Here is an 18,370-nt window from a genome sequence, read left to right as displayed (position 1 = left end):
TGGGAGAGTAGATAGCCGCCGTTTTAAAAGCGAAAGCGAAGTGAAAAGGAGTTAGTTCATTTGAACTGACTCCTTTTTCTGTTTATGGGATGGAGTGTGTGGAGCTATGGATAGAGAATACAAAAAAAGAGCCGACAGTTTGAGAAAACCGTCGGCTCTTTTTATGGAAATACTTACGTTATTTCTTAATATTGTCTTTCCAGAATCCATGCATCCTGGAAGTTGGGAGCGTATTTAGCTTTGATAGCATCGCGGCTGTCAGCAGCATCTGCTTTATCATTGAAGCTGGCAACGATAACACGCAGCATACCTTGTTCGTTTTCTCCTAAGACTGCGTTATATCCGTCATTTTGCATACGTTCTTTCAGTGCATAAGCGTTTGTTTTGTTTTTAAAACTACCGATGACAACACTGAAACGTTTCAGTCTGGTAGCGTCTTCACCTTGTGCGGCATTAATTCTTTCTGCACGTGTGCTGACATTGGAAGTTCTCGGTTTTGACACCGGAGTTACTTCTTCAACCACTTCTGCCTCTTCAACCACTTCTACCGGAGCTGTTGATTCTTTTTCCTTTGCTTGTTCGTAAGCTGCCTTATACGCACTCTGTTTAGGTTTACAAGACCCCATTGCTAAAACCATACATATGGAGGCTCCAAATAACCAAATCTTATTCATACTGTTCAGTTCTTAAATTAATAGGACAAAGATATAAATTATATTTTGTACTTTCGTACCCAAAACACAATATATTATAAACTACATGAATAAATCTATCGGAACAATGGTTATGGCAACATCCTTATTATTTGGAGCTTGTAGTAATAAAGATGTAAACGTTAACGTGGACGTAAAGGTAAAAGCGGAAAATATTATCGGACGTTCGGATATTCAGATTAAAGACGGACGGATGACTCCGGAAGCTTTGTGGGCAATGGGACGTATCGGAGGAATGAATGTTTCGCCGGATGGGAAAAAGGTTGTATATACTGTAGCCTATTACAGTGTACCGGAAAACAGAAGTAATCGTGAAGTCTTTGTTATGAATGCAGACGGGACGGATAACAAGCAGATTACAAAAACAGCTTATTCGGAAAACGAAGCTGTCTGGATTAAAGGAGGAACGAAAATAGCATTCCTTTGTAACGAAAGTGGTAGCAGTCAGCTTTGGGAGATGGATCCGGATGGAAGCCACCGTAAACAGTTATCTAAATACGATGGCGATATCGAAGGCTTTGCCTTCTCTCCGGACGAAAAGAAAGTCTTGTTTATCTCACAGGTAAAAACGGTGAAAAGCACAGCTGACAAATATCCGGATTTGGATAAGGCAACTGGTATCATTGTAACGGATCTGATGTATAAACACTGGGATGAATGGGTGACTACCGCTCCGCATCCTTTTGTCGCGGATTTCGACGGAAAGGCAATCAGTAACCCTGTCGACATCATGGAGGGCGAACCGTTTGAAAGCCCGTTGAAGCCGTTTGGCGGCATTGAACAACTGGCGTGGAATACGACCTCCGATAAGGTTGCCTATACGAGCCGTAAGAAGACAGGTAAGGAATATGCATTGTCCACCAATTCGGATATTTATGTATATGACCTGAAGACCAAGCAGACTACCAATATCAGCGAAGGTATTATGGGTTATGACACCAATCCTCAATATTCTCCTGACGGCAAGTATATTGCCTGGCAGAGTATGGAACGTGACGGGTATGAATCTGATCAGAACCGTCTGATGGTGATGAATCTGGAAACAGGTGAAAAGACTTTTGTCAGCAAAGATTTTGATTCCAATGTAGACGGCTTTGTCTGGAGTGCAGACGCAAAGACTCTTTACTTCACGGGTGTATGGCATGGTGAAGCGCAGGTCTATAAGATCGATCTGACGGATGGTAACAAGATTACTCCACTTACATCCGGTATGTACGATTATGCTGGCGTTGCCCTTTTGGGTGAGAATAAGCTGATCGCACAACGTCACTCATTGAGCATGGGAGATGAAATCTATTCAATCGATTTGGCTGATAACAACAAAGTCACTCAGTTGACAACCGAAAATAAGCAGATCTACGATCAACTGGCAATCGGCAAGGTCGAAGGCCGCTGGATGAAGACAACCGATGGCAAGCAGATGCTTACGTGGGTGATCTATCCGCCTCATTTCGATCCGAACAAGAAATATCCGACCTTGCTGTTCTGTGAGGGTGGTCCGCAAAGCCCGGTAAGCCAGTTCTGGTCTTATCGCTGGAATATGCAGATTATGGCAGCCAACGATTATATCGTGGTAGCTCCGAACCGTCGCGGTCTTCCGGGCTTCGGCATGGAATGGAACGAACAGATCAGTGGCGACTATGGCGGCCAGTGTATGAAAGACTATTTTACGGCTATCGACGAGATGGCAAAAGAACCGTTTGTAGACAAAGACCGTTTGGGCTGCGTGGGAGCAAGCTTCGGAGGATTCTCCGTTTACTGGCTGGCAGGTCATCACGACAAACGTTTCAAGGTGTTTATCGCTCACGACGGTATTTTCAATATGGAAATGCAATATCTGGAAACAGAAGAAATGTGGTTTGCCAACTGGGATATGGGAGGCGCTTATTGGGAAAAGCAGAATGCTACGGCACAGCGCACGTTTGCCAATTCACCGCATTTGTTTGTTGACAAATGGGATACCCCGATCCTCTGCATTCATGGCGAGAAAGACTATCGTATCCTGGCTAATCAGGGAATGGCAGCCTTTAATGCGGCTGTCCTTCGCGGTGTGCCGGCCGAATTGTTGATCTATCCGGATGAAAACCACTGGGTATTGAAACCGCAGAACGGCGTGCTCTGGCAGCGTACTTTCTTTGAATGGTTGGATATGTGGCTGAAGAAATAAGAGCTTCTGAGGAATAATAAAAAAGGATGTGTCACTTCACTTTGAAGTACACATCTTTTTTTGTTTTTATCAGGCAATTGTGATTTCCGGATCCAAATATACATCTTGTATGGTATGCAGCAATTCCACCCCGTCTTTCATCGGGCGCTGGAACGCCTTACGTCCGCTGATCAGCCCCATACCGCCGGCCCGTTTGTTGACTACGGCAGTAAAGACGGCATCTTTCAAATCGGAAGCCCCGTGGGATTCTCCACCGGAATTGATCAGGCCGACGCGTCCCATGTAGTTGTTTGCAACCTGGTAACGGCAAAGGTCGATCGGATGTTCTGTGGCCAGTTCCGTGTACATTTTCTGGTGGATCTTCCCGAATTTGATAGCTGTAAATCCACCGTTGTTTTCCGGTAGCTTTTGCTTTACAATGTCTGCTTTGATCGTGACACCCAGGTGATTAGCCTGTCCTGTCAGGTCGGCAGCTGCATGGTAGTCCACATTATCTTTCTTAAATTCGTTGTTACGCAGGTAGCACCATAAAACAGTTGCCATTCCTAACTCATGCGCATATTCGAAGGCTTCGGACACTTCGATCAATTGTCTTCTGCTCTCTCCCGAACCAAAGTAAATGGTTGCACCCACAGCGGCAGCCCCCATGTTCCAGGCCTCTTTAACTGTGCCGAACATAATCTGATTGTATGAATTAGGATAAGTCAGCAGTTCATTATGATTCAGCTTTACCAGGAAGGGTATCTTGTGTGCATATTTGCGTGCGACAGAGCCTAAAATCCCGAATGTGGAAGCGACGGCATTACAACCGCCCTCGATTGCCAGTTTGACAATATTTTCAGGATCGAAATAGATCGGGTTTGGAGCGAATGAAGCGCCTGCCGTATGTTCGATATCCTGGTCTACCGGCAGGATGGAGACATATCCCGTATTTGCCAGTCTTCCGTTACCTAACAATCGTTGGAGGTTGTTCAATGTCTGGATGTTTCTATCCGAATTGATCCATATATCGTCTATGACAGATGGGGATGGAGTATGTATAAGCGATTTGTCGATTGTTTTGCATGTGTGCTGCAGCAAGAACTCGCCCTCTTTGCCCAGCAAGTTGATAATCTTAGATGTATCCATAATATATAAGTTTTTGAAATTATAACATTGGGCGCCGGAGATAAGTTTCATAGTTTTTATCAATTAACAGATAGAATAAATTTATCAGGTTTTGTGTGGTATGTTTTCGAATGTTTCCATACATTTGCAAAGAACAAATAACGAGTGTTACAAGTATTTTACGATTATACAACCAATAAAAATTTTACAAAGATGAAAAAGAAATGGATTTGCACAGTTTGCGGTTATGTACATGAAGGTGATGAAGCTCCTGAATTTTGTCCTCAATGCAAACAGCCGAAGAGCAAATTTAAAGAATTAGTAGAAACAACCGGTGCATTGACTTTTGCCGATGAACACGTGATCGGTGTTGCTAAAGGTTGTGATGAAGAAATGATTAAAGACCTGAACGCTCATTTTATGGGCGAATGTACGGAAGTCGGGATGTATCTGGCTATGAGTCGTCAGGCTGATCGTGAAGGCTATCCTGAAGTAGCTGAAGCTTTCAAACGCTATGCTTGGGAAGAAGCAGAACATGCTGCCAAGTTTGCCGAACTGTTGGGTGATGTCGTTTGGGACACAAAGACTAACCTGGAAAAACGTAAAGATGCAGAATGCGGCGCTTGCGAAGATAAGAAACGTATTGCCACTCGTGCAAAACAGCTGAATCTGGATGCAATTCATGATACAGTTCATGAAATGTGCAAAGACGAAGCCCGCCACGGTAAAGGATTTGAAGGTTTATATAACCGTTATTTCAAATAATTCGCAAATTCGTTAACAAGCGGAAGGGTGTTCTTTTAGGAGAATACCCTTTTTCTATGTGAAAAAAACGCGCATTAAAGGACAATGATATTAAATTTTCCCTACATTTGTAGTCGCAAATGACGACCGAAGGAAAGCTGCCAGAGTGGTCGATCGGGCCGCACTCGAAATGCGGTGTACGGGTAACTGTACCGGGGGTTCGAATCCCTCGCTTTCCGCTTGAAAGAGGATGCGCCTCACGAGATGCATCTTCTTTTTTGTTCGTCGGTATCCTTTTTTAGAGGCCGATATGGAATTGACAATTTCTCAAATACAATTCATACAAGAACATGCAGCCGACGATTTGACGCGCTTGTTACTTTCCGCATCTAAATATCCGGAGATAGATATGCCTTTTGTGGTAGACCAGATTGCAGCCCGGAGGCAAATCCGGGAAAAACTGCCGTCGTGGTATGGGAACGCGCAATTGGTTTTTCCGGCCAAGATAGCTGCGGAACAGTGTTCTTCCGAACAGACAGCGGCTTATAAACAGCATTTGGCGGATGAAGACTGGACGATGTGCGACCTGACAGGCGGGTTGGGTATCGACAGCTATTTCTTTTCCCGTAAGGTGAATCACCTGACCTATATCGAGCGTTTTCCTGCTTATTGCGAAGCGGCGTGGCATAATTTCTCCGTATTGGGAGCCGATAATATTACAGTTGTAAATGCGGATACCACACATTATATTGATAAACTGCCTGTGGTTGACGCTTTCTATATTGATCCGGCCCGGCGGGGAGAAAGTAATAAGCGGGTATTTGCCTTGCAGGACTGTGAGCCGGATCTCCCCAGATTATTGCCGGATTTATTGAAACGCTCTCCCCGTGTCATTGCGAAACTCTCCCCGATGGCGGATATACAAATGACGTTGGACCTGTTGCCAGGGACAACGGCAGTACATGTTCTTTCGGTCAGGAACGAATGCAAGGAACTGCTTTTCGTGGTGGAACGGGAGGTCGAAAATACCGTCCCGGTTATCCATTGCATTAATTTTGCCCCGGATGGAACGGAATCATCTTTCTCTTTTACATTGGAGGAGGAGCGCAGCGCCGGATTGCAGCCGACCGGTCAGGTTTTCGGATATTTATACGAACCTAATGCCTCTGTTCTGAAAGCAGGCGCTTTCAAGCAGATTGCCCTTCGGATGGGAGTGAAGAAATTACATATCAGCAGCCATCTGTACACTTCGGAACAGTTGGTCGCTGATTTTCCCGGCCGCATATTCCGTGTAGACGAAGTCTTCCCTTTTACCGGCAAACTCTGTAAGAACCTTTCCAAACTCATCCCGCAAGCCAATATAACCGTGCGCAACTTTCCCCTTTCCGTAGAAGAATTGCGCAAACGCACAAAAATCACTGACGGCGGTTCCGTCTATCTGTTTGCAACAACGTTGGCAAATGGGGAGAAGGTGCTTCTGAAGTGCACGAAAGCCGGTCTAAGTGAATAACATTAACACCAACTGTGCCGAAATCACACGGATAAACATCGAGAGAGGATAGACGGTGGCATAAGATACGGAGGGTTCGTCGCCTTCGACGGTCGTATTGGCATAGTTCAATGCCATCGGATTTGCCATGCTGCCGCAGAGCATACCGATATTATGCGCGTAATCTAACTTGAAGAACCGGGAGGCCATGATACCGACGATCAAAACCGGAACGATTGTCAACAGGAAACCCAGTCCGACCCATAACAAACCTTCCGCCCGGAAAACCGTTTCGAAGAAATGTGCGCCCGAATCGATCCCTAATCCGGCCAGGTAAATAATGATTCCCAACTGGCGTAACATCAGGTTGGCGCTCATCGTCGTGTAAGTCGTCAGATGGAGGCGCGGACCGAATGACCCCATCAGGATACCAACAATAATCGGACCGCCGGCAATGCCGAGTTTGACAGGAGTACTCATGCCCGGAAGGGTGATTGGCAAAGCTCCTAACAGCATACCCAATGTGATGCCGATAAAGACTGCCAGCAGATTCGGGTTTTTTAACCGTTTGATCTCGTCACCCAATATTTTCCCAACCGTATTTACCGAGTTCGCCTCACCGACAATCGTCAGGCGGTCGCCGATCTGCAAACGCAGGTCCGGAGAGGCCAACAGGTCGATGCCGGCACGGTTTACGCGCGTGATATTGATCCCATACAGGTTACGGAGGCGGAGAGACCCTAATTTAACCCCGTTTACCCGGTTGCGGGTTACGGCGATACGACGGGATATCAGCTGACTGTCGATTGCGTTCCAGTCGATATCCGCCTTGTTCCAGTCCACATTCTCCTGTTCACCGAAAAGAACTTTAATATTTTCTACGTCCGATTTGACGGAGATAATCAGCAGATGGTCATGCTCGTGAAGCAATGTGTCCGATGTCGGGATGCTTACTTTGCCGTTTCGCCAGATGCGTGAAATGACAAAATGCTTATCCGTCAGCTTCATGATGTCTTTGATGCTTTTTTCATAGATAGCCGGATTGCTTACCTGAAATTCAGCCACATAGGTGGTCGTGTCTCTCTGTTCCTTCTGGTCTTTCTGTTCCTTATTGGCAAACATCGCTTTCAGGATAATGATGGCAAGGATAACGCCGACCACACCGAGCGGATAAGCAACGGCACAGGCCAACGCCATATCGGTCACCCCCTTTGTGTTGCCCGGATCTATCTGCAACAACGCTTGTTGGGCAGCACCCAGCGCAGGCGTATTGGTTACGGCTCCACATAACAATCCCACCATGTTGGAGAGGGAAACGCCGGTTGTCCAGTGCAACCCTACAGTCATGGCCAGTCCCAGCACGATAACGCCTAACCCCATCATATTCATGGCTACACCTCCTTTTTTCAGGGAGGAGAAGAAACCCGGACCTACCTGTAATCCCAAGGCATAGACAAAGAGGATCAACCCGAAACTCTGTGCGAAATAGAGCATGTCTTTATTGACGACAATGCCTAAATGCCCGGCCAGGATACCTGCAAAGAATACGAATGTTATCCCCAGCGAAATGCCGAATATCTTGATCCTGCCTAAATATAACCCGACTGCAGAAACCAGCGAGATCATAATAACAGCCTGAATCATTGTAGGCTCCAAAAAAGCCTCTTGTAACCAATCCATAAAATCCCTTGTTTATTGACGGCACAAAGATAGGACAATAATTCGTGTGGAAAAAATATTTATATTTCAGTGACATCGATGTCGGATGTTGAACCTGGATGAGAAAAGCACTCATTGAGGGATTATATATTTAAATCTTAGTAATTCGGATTTAGCTATTGAAGAATAATACTTATCTTGGATGTATGAGATGGGAATAAACCAAGCTAAATTATCAGATCTGCTTGGAGTTAGTCCTTCTCGTATTAGTGACTATCTTACAGGAAGGTGTGAACCAACATTGAAGGTTGCCCGGGAGTTGAGCCGAAAGCTGGATATTGATGCAAACATTGTGTTGGGGGTTTAATTTCTTTGAATAGATGAATCGCAATTTGTTCCCTCTTTTGGGTGCAAATAGGAAATCTTTTTATCAAGGTCTTCTAACTTAATAATTACAATAACCCCCTGTTTTGACTGTTTTTCTATTTCGTCCGAAATCTTGATCGATTTTGGATTGACTCTTTTCATTGTTTATCCCTTTCTGTCTGACAATAGGTGGGGTGAGGTGCGCAGCCCGTTCTGAAATGCATTCTTTTTGATTACCGGAAGGCATAAATGCCGTCAAAGTGATAAAGCTTAACTCCCGGAGAATCGAATATTTGAAAATAAAACGGACGGCGTCCCCAATATCTCAAGGAAAATCAGGGGCTTTTTTACCCTAAAGACGGGCCCCTTTTCAATTACGACCGTCCAAATCGCCATTACGACCGTGCTAATCTTCGCGAGGTGCCGAGTGCACTACACATTAGCACGGTCATGGTGGCAAAGAGGACGGTCATAATTGTTGAAAACGTTCAAAAAAGGCGAAAAAGTCCCTTTTTGAGGTCAAAAAATTGGATTAACATTTGTTTTGTTTCGGATGTCTTTCGACCCTGAAAAATGCGTTTTATACAATAAGCCCCCATGCTGCAGGCTCTATTTTGCCGTTGATTTCAATCAACGGGTTGACAAATTCCCGGCTTTGCCGGATTCTTCTGTGGGTTTGAACCCCCTTTCAAGAATTTATAGAGCAACCTTTTATTAAGGGGATCTAAACATTTTGTACTGCCCCCCAAAAGAGAACCAGCGGCGGGGGGGCTTATTGTATAAAACGTGTTTTTAAGGTTCCAGAAGAGGCTCTAATTTAAACAAATGTTAATCCCCTTTTCAGCCGTCAAAAAGGGGCTTTTTCCTATGATCCGGAACCTTATCGCTGCGAAGAGGGACTTTATCGCTCTGACCCGGAACTTTGTCGCTCTGAAGGTTGACTTCATATAGCACGAAGTCAACCTTCAGAGCGATGAAGCGTTACTTCACGGCAATTTTCTGCGCACCTCACGGCAACAAGCCCTTAAAATTACCTTGGAATATTTGGAACGCCGTCCGCCTTCGTTCGCAAATATTCGATTCTCCGGGAGTTAAGCTTTATCACTTTGTCGGTGTTTACGGTTTTCGGCAATCACATTGTACACTTTTTGGAATGGGTCCGGCACCTCATTTCAGCTGTTGTCAGCCGAGCCGGTTAAAATCGTGAAAAGGGTCAATCGAAAATCGATCAAGATTTCGGACGAAATAGAAAAACAGTCGAAACAGGGGGTTAATGTATATTTTTCAATTTGCAGAAGGTCTAAAACTAAGAAATAATGAACCAGTAAATGATGATTTAACGGTGCGTCGCTATGTTTGTATTACCGGACGCAGATTTCGCAGACGACGCAGAGGAACGCAGATCATTTATTGTGTTAAAAGAAAATAAGTCTGCGTTCCTCTGCGTAATCTGCGCCCGTCTGCGTCCGGTAAATACGAGTCAAATTCCGAATCAATCCCGGAACCGACAAAATATTATTCCATCTTTCCCGTTGGCATATTATTTCATCGGCACATTATTTTCCTTTTTTCTTTGTTTATTGAAAATTAAGGTCTACTTTTGCCCCTGTACACCTGCATAGCGTTGCGGGTCACTGCGTTTTATTGATTACGAGAAGCGTTTAAAAGATATTATCCTAATATTGAAATCTCGACAATTTCATTGCATCTGGATAATAGACAACTGAACGCTCACGTACCTTTCCTTGTTATATACCCGTATGCCCTCATACGCCTATATACGAGTAAAAAGGGCGTGGGTTGTTGTTTATATCAGGTGCAAGGGCAGTCGAGAGCCTCAATATTAGATATATCAACAGTTCCCACGTCTTCTTTTTATTTGTATAACCTCCACTCCGGGAATTGATGGGACCCAAATTTAGATTGCCGATGAAATAAAGAAGAAACCAAAGCGCGAAAAAACCCGTTTACGTGTAACCCACACTGATTACACCCTAAACGAGTATAGGGAAGAACTATTCATTTATCGAGATTACTTAATTAAAAACAGATTTTCACATGAAAAGAAAAATACAATTATGTCTATTGGCATTCCTGGCAATAGCAGGGATCGGTTGGGCAATAACAACCGAAACAACCACGACGCTGACTGTCGATCCGAATGTAGAGACAGATGCGGCCACAAACCAGTTTAAGACATTAAAAGAGGCTGTCTTGGCAGCAAATGCAAACAATGAAACAAATCCGATTGTCATTTTCGTAAAGAACGGAGATTATAACATCACACGGGATGAGAAAACAGACGGAGATGGTAATTACTTGGCTATCACCCGTAACAAGGTTACTATCGAAGGACAAAGCAAAGAAAATGTAAAGATTTATTCTACTACTCAATCTGTGAACGGAAACTGGGTAGACCAGAATCTGATCACCATTCATGGAGACAACGTAGCGATCAAGAACGCAACAATCGTTTGCAAGCATGAGGTGAATAAGGTTATTGAAATCTTAGGGGATAATGTAACCTTGGAGAACCTTGTTTGCAATGCTCCGGAAAATGAAAACTTTGCCGGATCAATCTATTTCAGCGCTCCTGCCGATGATACTAATAAAAGTCTTGGGACAGCCCATCTGACTAATTTGGTGCTGAATAACGGACGTATCACGTTTACCGGTGTGGAAAAGGGTTCGGTTGTTCTGAATAATATTACCATCAATTATGATAAGATGGCTTTAGAATCTGGAAATATGGATGAACTGCAACTCTATTCTCCTTTTGGTCATGTTGCAGACAGACCGCATATAACGATCACAGGCGGTGAAACGGTAACGGTAAATCTGATATCAAGCGATGAATCATATACGTTAGATGCAAACACAGTAACCCATATGCCGGCAAATTCAACTCTTTCATTGGGAACCGGAGTTTATACTGCAAATTTGACTGTTAATAAAGCTCTTCACATTAAAGGCCAGGGAAAAGACAAAACAACACTGAAAGGTTGGATCAATGTAACCGCTTATAACGAGACACAGCCCGAAGAGGTGACAATTAAAGATTTATTCATTGAAAAGCAAGATCAGGGGGCAAATGGGGCAACCATACAGGAAACAGGTTTGCCAAATCCGGATTTTAAAGGTAATCCTTATGGTATTATTAGCGTTTCATCAAATGCTAAAGTAACAATCTCTGATTGTAAATTAACGCACAAGGCGAATAACAGTGGAACTGACGGAAAACCGGATACCGGTTTAGGTTATTGGGCTTCAGGTGTACGTTTGGAAGGAAAAGGGGCCGAGGTTATTTTAAATAATCCTGAAATAGACATTCTTTATTATGGAATAGCTGTCCGTAATGAGAATCAAAAGTTAACAATTAATGGCGGAAAAATAATGGGTTGGGGAGCAATTATGACTTCTGCCGGAAGTTTATCTGCCACAGATGGTTCGATCGCGAACACAAATACATCTATAACAGCCGATAATACACATTTCATAAGTAATGTCCTTGCACAAGGTGAAAGTAATGCTTACGGGGCTTTAATCCTTCAGGAAAAGTTTAATGGTGTAACAGCTCACTTTACAGGATGTAAGGTAGAAGCAGGACCGACACGCGAAGCAACATTGAATGCGAAACAAACAACCTTGATTGATATACGCTCGTATGGAAATAAGGTGTCATTTGAAGGTTGTGATTTGAATGATGAATATGCAGAGAACGCTTCGGAAGCTGCTTTGATGCGGCTTGGTTGGAACGGTACAGATGATAAATCCGTGCCAAAAGTTAATAACATAGCGATAACGAACTCTGCGATTAAGATCAAGGAGGGAGAAAAAGCCGTTTATTCTCATCGTAGTTATTTCACTAAAGCAATGGATGTATTAAGTATTAAAGGAACAATCTATGATGAAAAATCAGGATTGGTCTGCTACAAAAATGTAATAACCGCAGAAACATTGAATGAAGTGATTACTCAAGCACAAGAGGGGAGTGTTATTGAATTACCAACCGGAACATATAATTGTACGGATCCTATTATTATTAAAAAAGCGATCATTTTGACTTCTCTTGATGCGGAAAAGAAAGCAACGATTAAAGGCCATTTGGTAGTGGAAGCTGAAAAAGCAGTGGTCAAAGACCTGAATTTCGAATGTGGCTCTACCGGATATAAATACAATGAAAAGAATGCAATCAGTGTATTTGCCAATGCTGTTACACTGACGGGCAATGCGTTTACACAAGCTGCCAATATCGGGGAGGCATTTGTTACAAACGGAATCGTTCTTTATCCGCAAACCTCGAAAGAGAAATTCGGGGAGGGCGTAGCCGTATCATATAATGTAACCGGCAATACTTTTACAGGTATTACTAAAACAGAAACGGGTGGCGCAACTTCCACACCTATTATCATTCGTGAAAACTTCAGTGATAATAGTCAGTTGGGTGACAAACCCGCTACAGCAACAATCAGCGGTTTTGCTTCCGATAACGAAATTGCGACAAAAAATACCTTTACTGACTGTGTCGGTGGCGAATATTATGTACGTCTGAAAGGTTCGGATTATGTATATAGCTCTGTATACGGTAAAGATGCAACAGTCGCAGCTGTAAAAGCAACCGCAGCTAATGGAACTGTAAAAACTGCTATATCTTCAGATGATTTACAGAAAGGTTTGGCTTCCTACGACGGAACTCTGAAAGAGAGTCTTTCTATCCAATGTTCTGACGTTTTAGTAGTCAATGATGAAGCAACAGCAAAAGCACTGGCTAAACAGGGTAAAGCTGTGAAACTGTTGAAATATACATCTGATGGTTCAGGTGATAAATATACATATGCAGAGATTGATACAAGCGATCCGCATATCGTATCTTTGCCGGATAGCGTTGTGTTCGGTGTTGATCCGATTAAGCTGATTACGAATGTAACAGGTGCAACGATCTCGATTAAAAGTGGTACAAATGGAACGGAAGGCCAAGAATTTGTTTCTCTTGATGCAGACGGAAAGCTTTTGACTATCCTGAAGCCCGGTACAGTCACATTGAAAATAACAGTTACGGAAGGCACTGCCAATAACGCAGAGAAAACATACGAACAGACCCTGAAAATCCTCAAACGCACAATCTCTCTGACTGGCGGTTTGAAGGCTTACGGTGATGTTTATGATGGTGAAGATTCTGTTAAGGTAAATGTGATAGCCGATGAGATCAAGTTCTCCGGTGTAAAAGAAGGTAGTAAGTTAACGATTACACAGTCTGGAACTATCGAAGGAACGATGGCAGATGCCAATGTCGGAACAAATAAGGCGGTTACTTTTGAAGATAACGCAATCACCTTGGTAGACTCTTCTGCTTGGTATGACTTGGCTCCGGTTACTTTTGTAACAACCAATATCAGCAAGAAGGAATTGACGGTAACGGCAAAAGCAAAAGAAAAAGAAAGCAATACTCTGACACGTCTGTATGGCGCTGAAAATCCGGAATTTGATGTTACTTATGGTACTCTGGTCGGTTCAGAAACAGCCGAAACAGCCGTAGAAGGAACACCGAAGTTCAACTGTGCCGCCACTAAAACATCGCCGGCAGGTGATTACCCCGTTACTCCTTACGGATTGACAGCTAAGAATTATGAGTTGAAATTCGTGCCTTGCACATTAACAGTGACTGCTACTACTCCGACTGTCGAAACAGTCAGTGCTGTTGTTAACAAAGATAAGTCGATCACGATGATCGGAAAGATTGTTGATAATGGTGGGGCAACTGGTTTGAGCAAAGGTGATACTACTGTTGTATTTCTTGTTAAAAAAGAATCAGAAAGTGCAGTGTCGAATACAGCCGTATTAAAAGGCAATGAATTCTCTTTCACTACTGCTTCTTTTGCAGAGGCAGCCGATACTTATACGATTCAGGCAAAAGCGACAATTGGTAAAAATGGCAGTACAAAAGAAAATACCGGTAAAGAAATCGCCGTTGTTATCGACGCAAAGAAACCGCAGACAGTTTCTTTTGCTTCCACTTTGTCTAAACTGACATATGGTAGTTCTGCAACTTTGGTAGGAACCAGTGATGAGGCCGGTGCAACAGGTACATATGATTATTCAATTGTAGAGGGTGACAACACTGTATTGTCAATCAATAAAAAAGGCGAGCTGACAACCAAAGGCATTGGTAAAGCAACTGTAAAAGTGAGCCGCGCTACTGATACTGATTATGCTGCCGCCGATGCTTATATGACAATCGAGGTGACACCGAAACCGGTTTCAGTGGTATTGAGCAATCAAGATGAATTGACAAAAGAGTATGACGGAACAACAACTCTGACAGCACAACCGATATATGCATTAAGCAATGATGCTAAGGTTGGTGATGATGATGTTAGCGTAGCTGCTGTCTCTGGTGCCCGCTTTGCCGGCGTAAACGCAGGACCTCAGACAATTCTGTTACCGGAAATAAAACTGGAAGGTGCTGCTGCCAACTACACATTGCTGCAACCATCCGCCCCGACAGGTTCAATCAAGGCTAAGGCTCTTACAGTTAAAGTAAACGATGCAGTCCGTAGCTACAACGACCTGTACACCGATTATACTTTCACCTGGAGTGGCTTTGTTAATGGTGAAAATGCAAATATCCCGGGCATCTATTCCGGTACATTGAAGGTAACCGAGCCGACATCCTTTACAGACAACGTAACCGAAAAAACGGGAACGTTGAGCTTGGATATCAGCACGGTTAAACTGGCTAACTATACATTGAAAGCCGCCGATCAACAGGGTACGCTGACAATCAAACGCGGAACGCCGGTTGCGATTGTTTATGGTAGCGCAGGAAACATTGGTACTTTATTAGTGGATGATGCCGGTTATGGTAAAGAAAACTTAACCTTCGGCACTTCTGAACCAGGCCAGTTTACGCAAATTAAAAAGGGCGAAACTGTTATCGGACAGACGTTGAATAAGATTGCTGATGCCACCACTAATCAAGCTTTGGCTCCTCGTTTATATTCAACGAAGGCAATGGATAATTGGGATAATACAACCGCAATAGCTCAGGTTTATGGAGATGTAATCGAGATCACAACTGAAACCGGTTACACTTACGAATCATCCGGAAAGCTGACGATTACAGATAACGCAAACGACAAGTTGACTTGCAAAGCAAACGGTATCGGTGGAGCTGTTATTATTGCAACCAGTGCTACTGATGTCAAATTCATGTATTTCGATATCCAGGCACAGACAGTGAAGGCTGTTCCCGTAGGAGAATATTCAAAGGTTTACGATGGAACAACATTAGCTTCCGGTTTGCAGGTCGAGCTGAAAGATAATGCAGACAATGCAATTACAGACGATATCGCGTTGAACACAACAGGTATCAACTTTAATTTTGAAACGAAAGATGCTGGAAAAGGAAATATCAATCCGTCTCAGGCATTAGTTCTGACAGGTAGCCAACGTAATAACTACAAGTTGGAAACTGCATTAACCGGAGCGATTAAACAAGCAACTTTGACAATTTCCGGTCCGATCAGCAAGTATTACGACGGTAAGACGACTACAGTCGTATCTGACTATGCGGCTACCGGACGAATTGAAGGTGAGATAGTTCCGGTTACGGTTACATTCGCGGATGTAAATGTTAATGCGGAAGTAGCTATCAGCGGTTGGACATTGGTAAATGATGCAGACAAAAAGAACTATAGCCTAACCGCAGCGGGAAGTGGTCTTACAGGTTCAATCCTGAAATCGACCATGCTGGCAGACCTGAAGCAAGCTCCAAACCGGAGCGAACTGATCAAACGTGCCCGTTTCACTCTGATCGAAACAGGTGAAACAGGCATTCAACTGGCAGACTATAATCCGGATGTTCAACTGATCGATGGAGAATTTCATGTAAGCGGCGGTGATACGGATAACTATACTGTTACCTATGCATCCACGAAAGCCGACAATGCAAATGACCCGACACCTCCGGTTGGTCCGTCTACCGTTTCCGTAGAAAGCGTATCTCTTGACGCGACAACCAAAACGCTTCCGCGTCAGGAATCGTTCACTCTCAAAGCAACCCTCAATCCGTCTGACGCTACCAACCAGAATGTAACCTGGAAGAGCAGCGACGAAACGATCCTGAAGGTCGAAAAAGGCAGCGATGGTCTTAGCTGTAAAGTGACTGCCCTGAAAGTCGGAAAAGCTACCGTCACAGTCACTACCGAAGATGGTGGCAAGACTGCAACCTGCGAGGTGACAGTCGACTTTGCTACCGGATTGGAAGAGGCAATCGCCAACACTGCCGTTTACGGCAAGAACGGATACATCCACATCCAGCCTGTTGCACCAATGCAGGCATGGGTTGTGAATATCGCCGGCATAGTCGTTTACCATGCTACAATCAGCAGCGCAACGCAGATCCCTGTTTCCTCCGGTATCTACCTGGTGAAACTCGGCACAGGTAGCGAAGCTGTTGTAACAAAAGTAAATGTACGATAAACTGCAATTTTTTTGGTAGGTAATCTTTCTCTGATGAGCAAAGATTATTAATAGTGAGTTTGTGAAAGGGGGGCCGTGAGGTTCCCCTTTCTTTGTCTATCTACAGAAAAAGAGTATTTTTGTAAATCAATAATATGCGGCATGAAAATAGATAACCTTGAGGATATAAAGCATCTGATAGTCCAGAAGGAAAGTGAACAAATTGAATTTAAAGAAACCACCGGGCAGTTGGAGCGCGGTATGGAAACGCTTTGCGCCTTTCTCAATGGGACGGGGGGAGTCGTGTTGTTCGGCGTGACAGATAAAGGAAAGATAATCGGTCAAGATTTGAGCGACAAGACAAAACGGGATATTGTAGAAGCTATCAGGCGGATAGAGCCATTGACCGTAATCAAAATTTCTTATACTGCTATTCCTGACACAAACAGGTACGTGATTGCCCTTCACGCTGATCCGCAACTAACGGTCCGCCCTTTCGTTTATAAAGGAAGAGCCTACCACCGGATGGAAAGTGTTACATCTATCATGCCGCAGGAAAAATACAACCGGTTGCTGTTACAACGGGGGGGTAAATATGGATGGGAGGCTATCATCAATGAGAGTTTGAAAATCGAAAACCTTGACTCTAATGTTATCCGCGGTGCAGTCCGTATGGGGGTCGAGAGCGGACGTTTGCCGGAAACGACCATGATAGAAGATATTCCGCTTATCCTTGGAAAATTCAACCTTTCATCGGATGATGGTAAACTGAAAAATGCGGCAGCGGTATTGTTTGGCAAAAACTTGTCGGACTATCCGCAATGCTTGTTGCGGATGGCACGCTTCAAAGGTCTGAATAAAGACGAGTTTATGGACAACCAGCGAGTACACGGCAATATCTTTGAACTGCTGGATGCGGCCATGGCTTTCTTCTTCAAGCATCTGTCACTTTCCGGGAAGGTAGAAAAGCTATACAGGGAAGAGGAACTGGCCATTCCCTACAAAGCTCTGCGTGAGAGTTGCGTGAACAGTTTATCACACCGTCTGTACCACAAACCGGGCAGTTCCGTCAGCATAGCAATCTACGATGATCGTGTGGAAGTGACGAACAGCGGCACGTTCCCGGAGGATATGACATTGGAGAGGTTGTTAGGACCGCATGATTCTGAACCGCAAAATCCTGTTATAGCCAATGTCCTTTATAAAAGCAAAGTGTTGGAAAGCTGGGGGCGTGGCATTGGGTTGATGATCAGCGAATGTCGTCGTGTGGGGCTTCCTGATCCGGAGTTTCATTCGGATGGTTCGTTTGTGCAGGTTGTGTTTCGGTATGTACGGGATACTGTCGGACAAAACCCCACAGCTACCCCACAGTTACCCCACAGTTACCCCACAGTTATCCCACAAGTTGAAAAAGTTCTGGCTGCAATCGGTGGTGATACATATTCGGCTAAAGAAATTATGGAGTCAATGGGCTTGAAAGATAAAAGGAACTTCCTGAAAAACTACCTTTATCCAGGCATAGAACTGAATTTGGTAGAGCCGCTTTATCCTGAACAACCCAAACATCCCAAACAGAAATATTATCTGACGGAAAAAGGAAAAACTTTATTAAAGGGAGAGTAGCGAATGGCTGAAAGAAGCAAGAGCATTTCCATTCAAGCTCGA

General features: G+C 44.0%; 8 protein-coding genes, 1 tRNA gene and 1 pseudogene. 7 read left to right on the top strand and 3 right to left on the bottom strand.

The window, feature by feature from the left end:
* Positions 1–185 precede the first annotated feature (185 nt).
* A complete protein-coding gene (locus DWW90_RS12905; RefSeq protein ID WP_115501408.1) occupies positions 186–674 on the bottom strand; it encodes an SPOR domain-containing protein in 489 nt (162 codons plus the stop codon).
* An 85-nt stretch (positions 675–759) separates the two neighbouring features.
* Here DWW90_RS12905 and DWW90_RS12900 point away from each other — a divergent pair, with 85 nt between their 5' ends.
* Entirely contained in the window at positions 760–2,880 is a 2,121-nt protein-coding gene (locus DWW90_RS12900) for a S9 family peptidase (RefSeq protein ID WP_187574956.1), read from the top strand.
* 69 nt (positions 2,881–2,949) lie between these two features.
* Here the strand turns inward: DWW90_RS12900 and DWW90_RS12895 are convergent, their stop codons facing one another.
* Positions 2,950–4,008 carry a class I fructose-bisphosphate aldolase gene (locus DWW90_RS12895; RefSeq protein WP_122345271.1) on the bottom strand — a complete coding sequence of 353 codons (1,059 nt, stop codon included), beginning with the start codon at positions 4,006–4,008 and terminating at the stop codon, positions 2,950–2,952.
* A 192-nt stretch (positions 4,009–4,200) separates the two neighbouring features.
* Between DWW90_RS12895 and DWW90_RS12890 the strand changes: the two genes are divergently transcribed.
* The 3 genes from DWW90_RS12890 (at position 4,201) to DWW90_RS12880 (ending at position 6,241) form a co-directional block, all read left to right on the top strand.
* Positions 4,201–4,752: an NADH peroxidase gene (locus tag DWW90_RS12890; protein ID WP_115501409.1), complete on the top strand. Its 552-nt coding sequence runs from the start codon at positions 4,201–4,203 to the stop codon at positions 4,750–4,752.
* Between the two features lie 131 nt (positions 4,753–4,883).
* Positions 4,884–4,970: transfer RNA gene (locus DWW90_RS12885), tRNA-Ser, on the top strand.
* Positions 4,971–5,041: 71 nt separating this feature from the next.
* Positions 5,042–6,241 carry a class I SAM-dependent methyltransferase gene (locus tag DWW90_RS12880; RefSeq protein ID WP_122345267.1) on the top strand — a complete coding sequence of 400 codons (1,200 nt, stop codon included), beginning with the start codon at positions 5,042–5,044 and terminating at the stop codon, positions 6,239–6,241.
* Here the strand turns inward: DWW90_RS12880 and DWW90_RS12875 are convergent.
* Positions 6,230–7,900, bottom strand: a complete 1,671-nt coding sequence (locus tag DWW90_RS12875; protein ID WP_122331672.1) for a putative transporter — start codon at positions 7,898–7,900, stop codon at positions 6,230–6,232. The genes DWW90_RS12880 and DWW90_RS12875 overlap by 12 nt on opposite strands.
* Positions 7,901–8,081: 181 nt before the next feature.
* Between DWW90_RS12875 and DWW90_RS12870 the strand changes: the two are divergent.
* The 3 genes and pseudogenes from DWW90_RS12870 to DWW90_RS12860 form a co-directional block, all read left to right on the top strand.
* Positions 8,082–8,246 (top strand): annotated as a pseudogene (locus tag DWW90_RS12870) (helix-turn-helix domain-containing protein); the annotation flags it as partial.
* A gap of 2,057 nt (positions 8,247–10,303) precedes the next feature.
* Positions 10,304–16,726 (top strand): YDG domain-containing protein, encoded by a 6,423-nt coding sequence (locus DWW90_RS12865; RefSeq protein WP_122345266.1) that lies wholly within the window; start codon positions 10,304–10,306, stop codon positions 16,724–16,726.
* 141 nt (positions 16,727–16,867) lie between these two features.
* On the top strand, positions 16,868–18,328 hold the full coding sequence (locus DWW90_RS12860; protein WP_122345265.1) for an ATP-binding protein: 1,461 nt from the start codon (positions 16,868–16,870) through the stop codon (positions 18,326–18,328).
* Positions 18,329–18,370: the final 42 nt, after the last annotated feature.

This window comes from Parabacteroides sp. AF17-28, from assembly GCF_003479205.1.
Lineage (GTDB): Bacteria > Bacteroidota > Bacteroidia > Bacteroidales > Tannerellaceae > Parabacteroides > Parabacteroides acidifaciens.
Note: the sequence above shows the minus strand (reverse complement) of the source record. Positions and strands in the feature narration are given on the sequence as shown.

What these genes read in the sequence shown, in the direction of transcription:
- DWW90_RS12905 (WP_115501408.1), bottom strand. Translation starts at nt 674, where the DNA reads ATGAATAAGATTTGGTTATTTGGAGCCTCCATATGTATGGTTTTAGCA.
- DWW90_RS12900 (WP_187574956.1), top strand. Translation starts at nt 760, where the DNA reads ATGAATAAATCTATCGGAACAATGGTTATGGCAACATCCTTATTATTT.
- DWW90_RS12895 (WP_122345271.1), bottom strand. Translation starts at nt 4,008, where the DNA reads ATGGATACATCTAAGATTATCAACTTGCTGGGCAAAGAGGGCGAGTTC.
- DWW90_RS12890 (WP_115501409.1), top strand. Translation starts at nt 4,201, where the DNA reads ATGAAAAAGAAATGGATTTGCACAGTTTGCGGTTATGTACATGAAGGT.
- DWW90_RS12880 (WP_122345267.1), top strand. Translation starts at nt 5,042, where the DNA reads ATGGAATTGACAATTTCTCAAATACAATTCATACAAGAACATGCAGCC.
- DWW90_RS12875 (WP_122331672.1), bottom strand. Translation starts at nt 7,900, where the DNA reads ATGGATTGGTTACAAGAGGCTTTTTTGGAGCCTACAATGATTCAGGCT.
- DWW90_RS12865 (WP_122345266.1), top strand. Translation starts at nt 10,304, where the DNA reads ATGAAAAGAAAAATACAATTATGTCTATTGGCATTCCTGGCAATAGCA.
- DWW90_RS12860 (WP_122345265.1), top strand. Translation starts at nt 16,868, where the DNA reads ATGAAAATAGATAACCTTGAGGATATAAAGCATCTGATAGTCCAGAAG.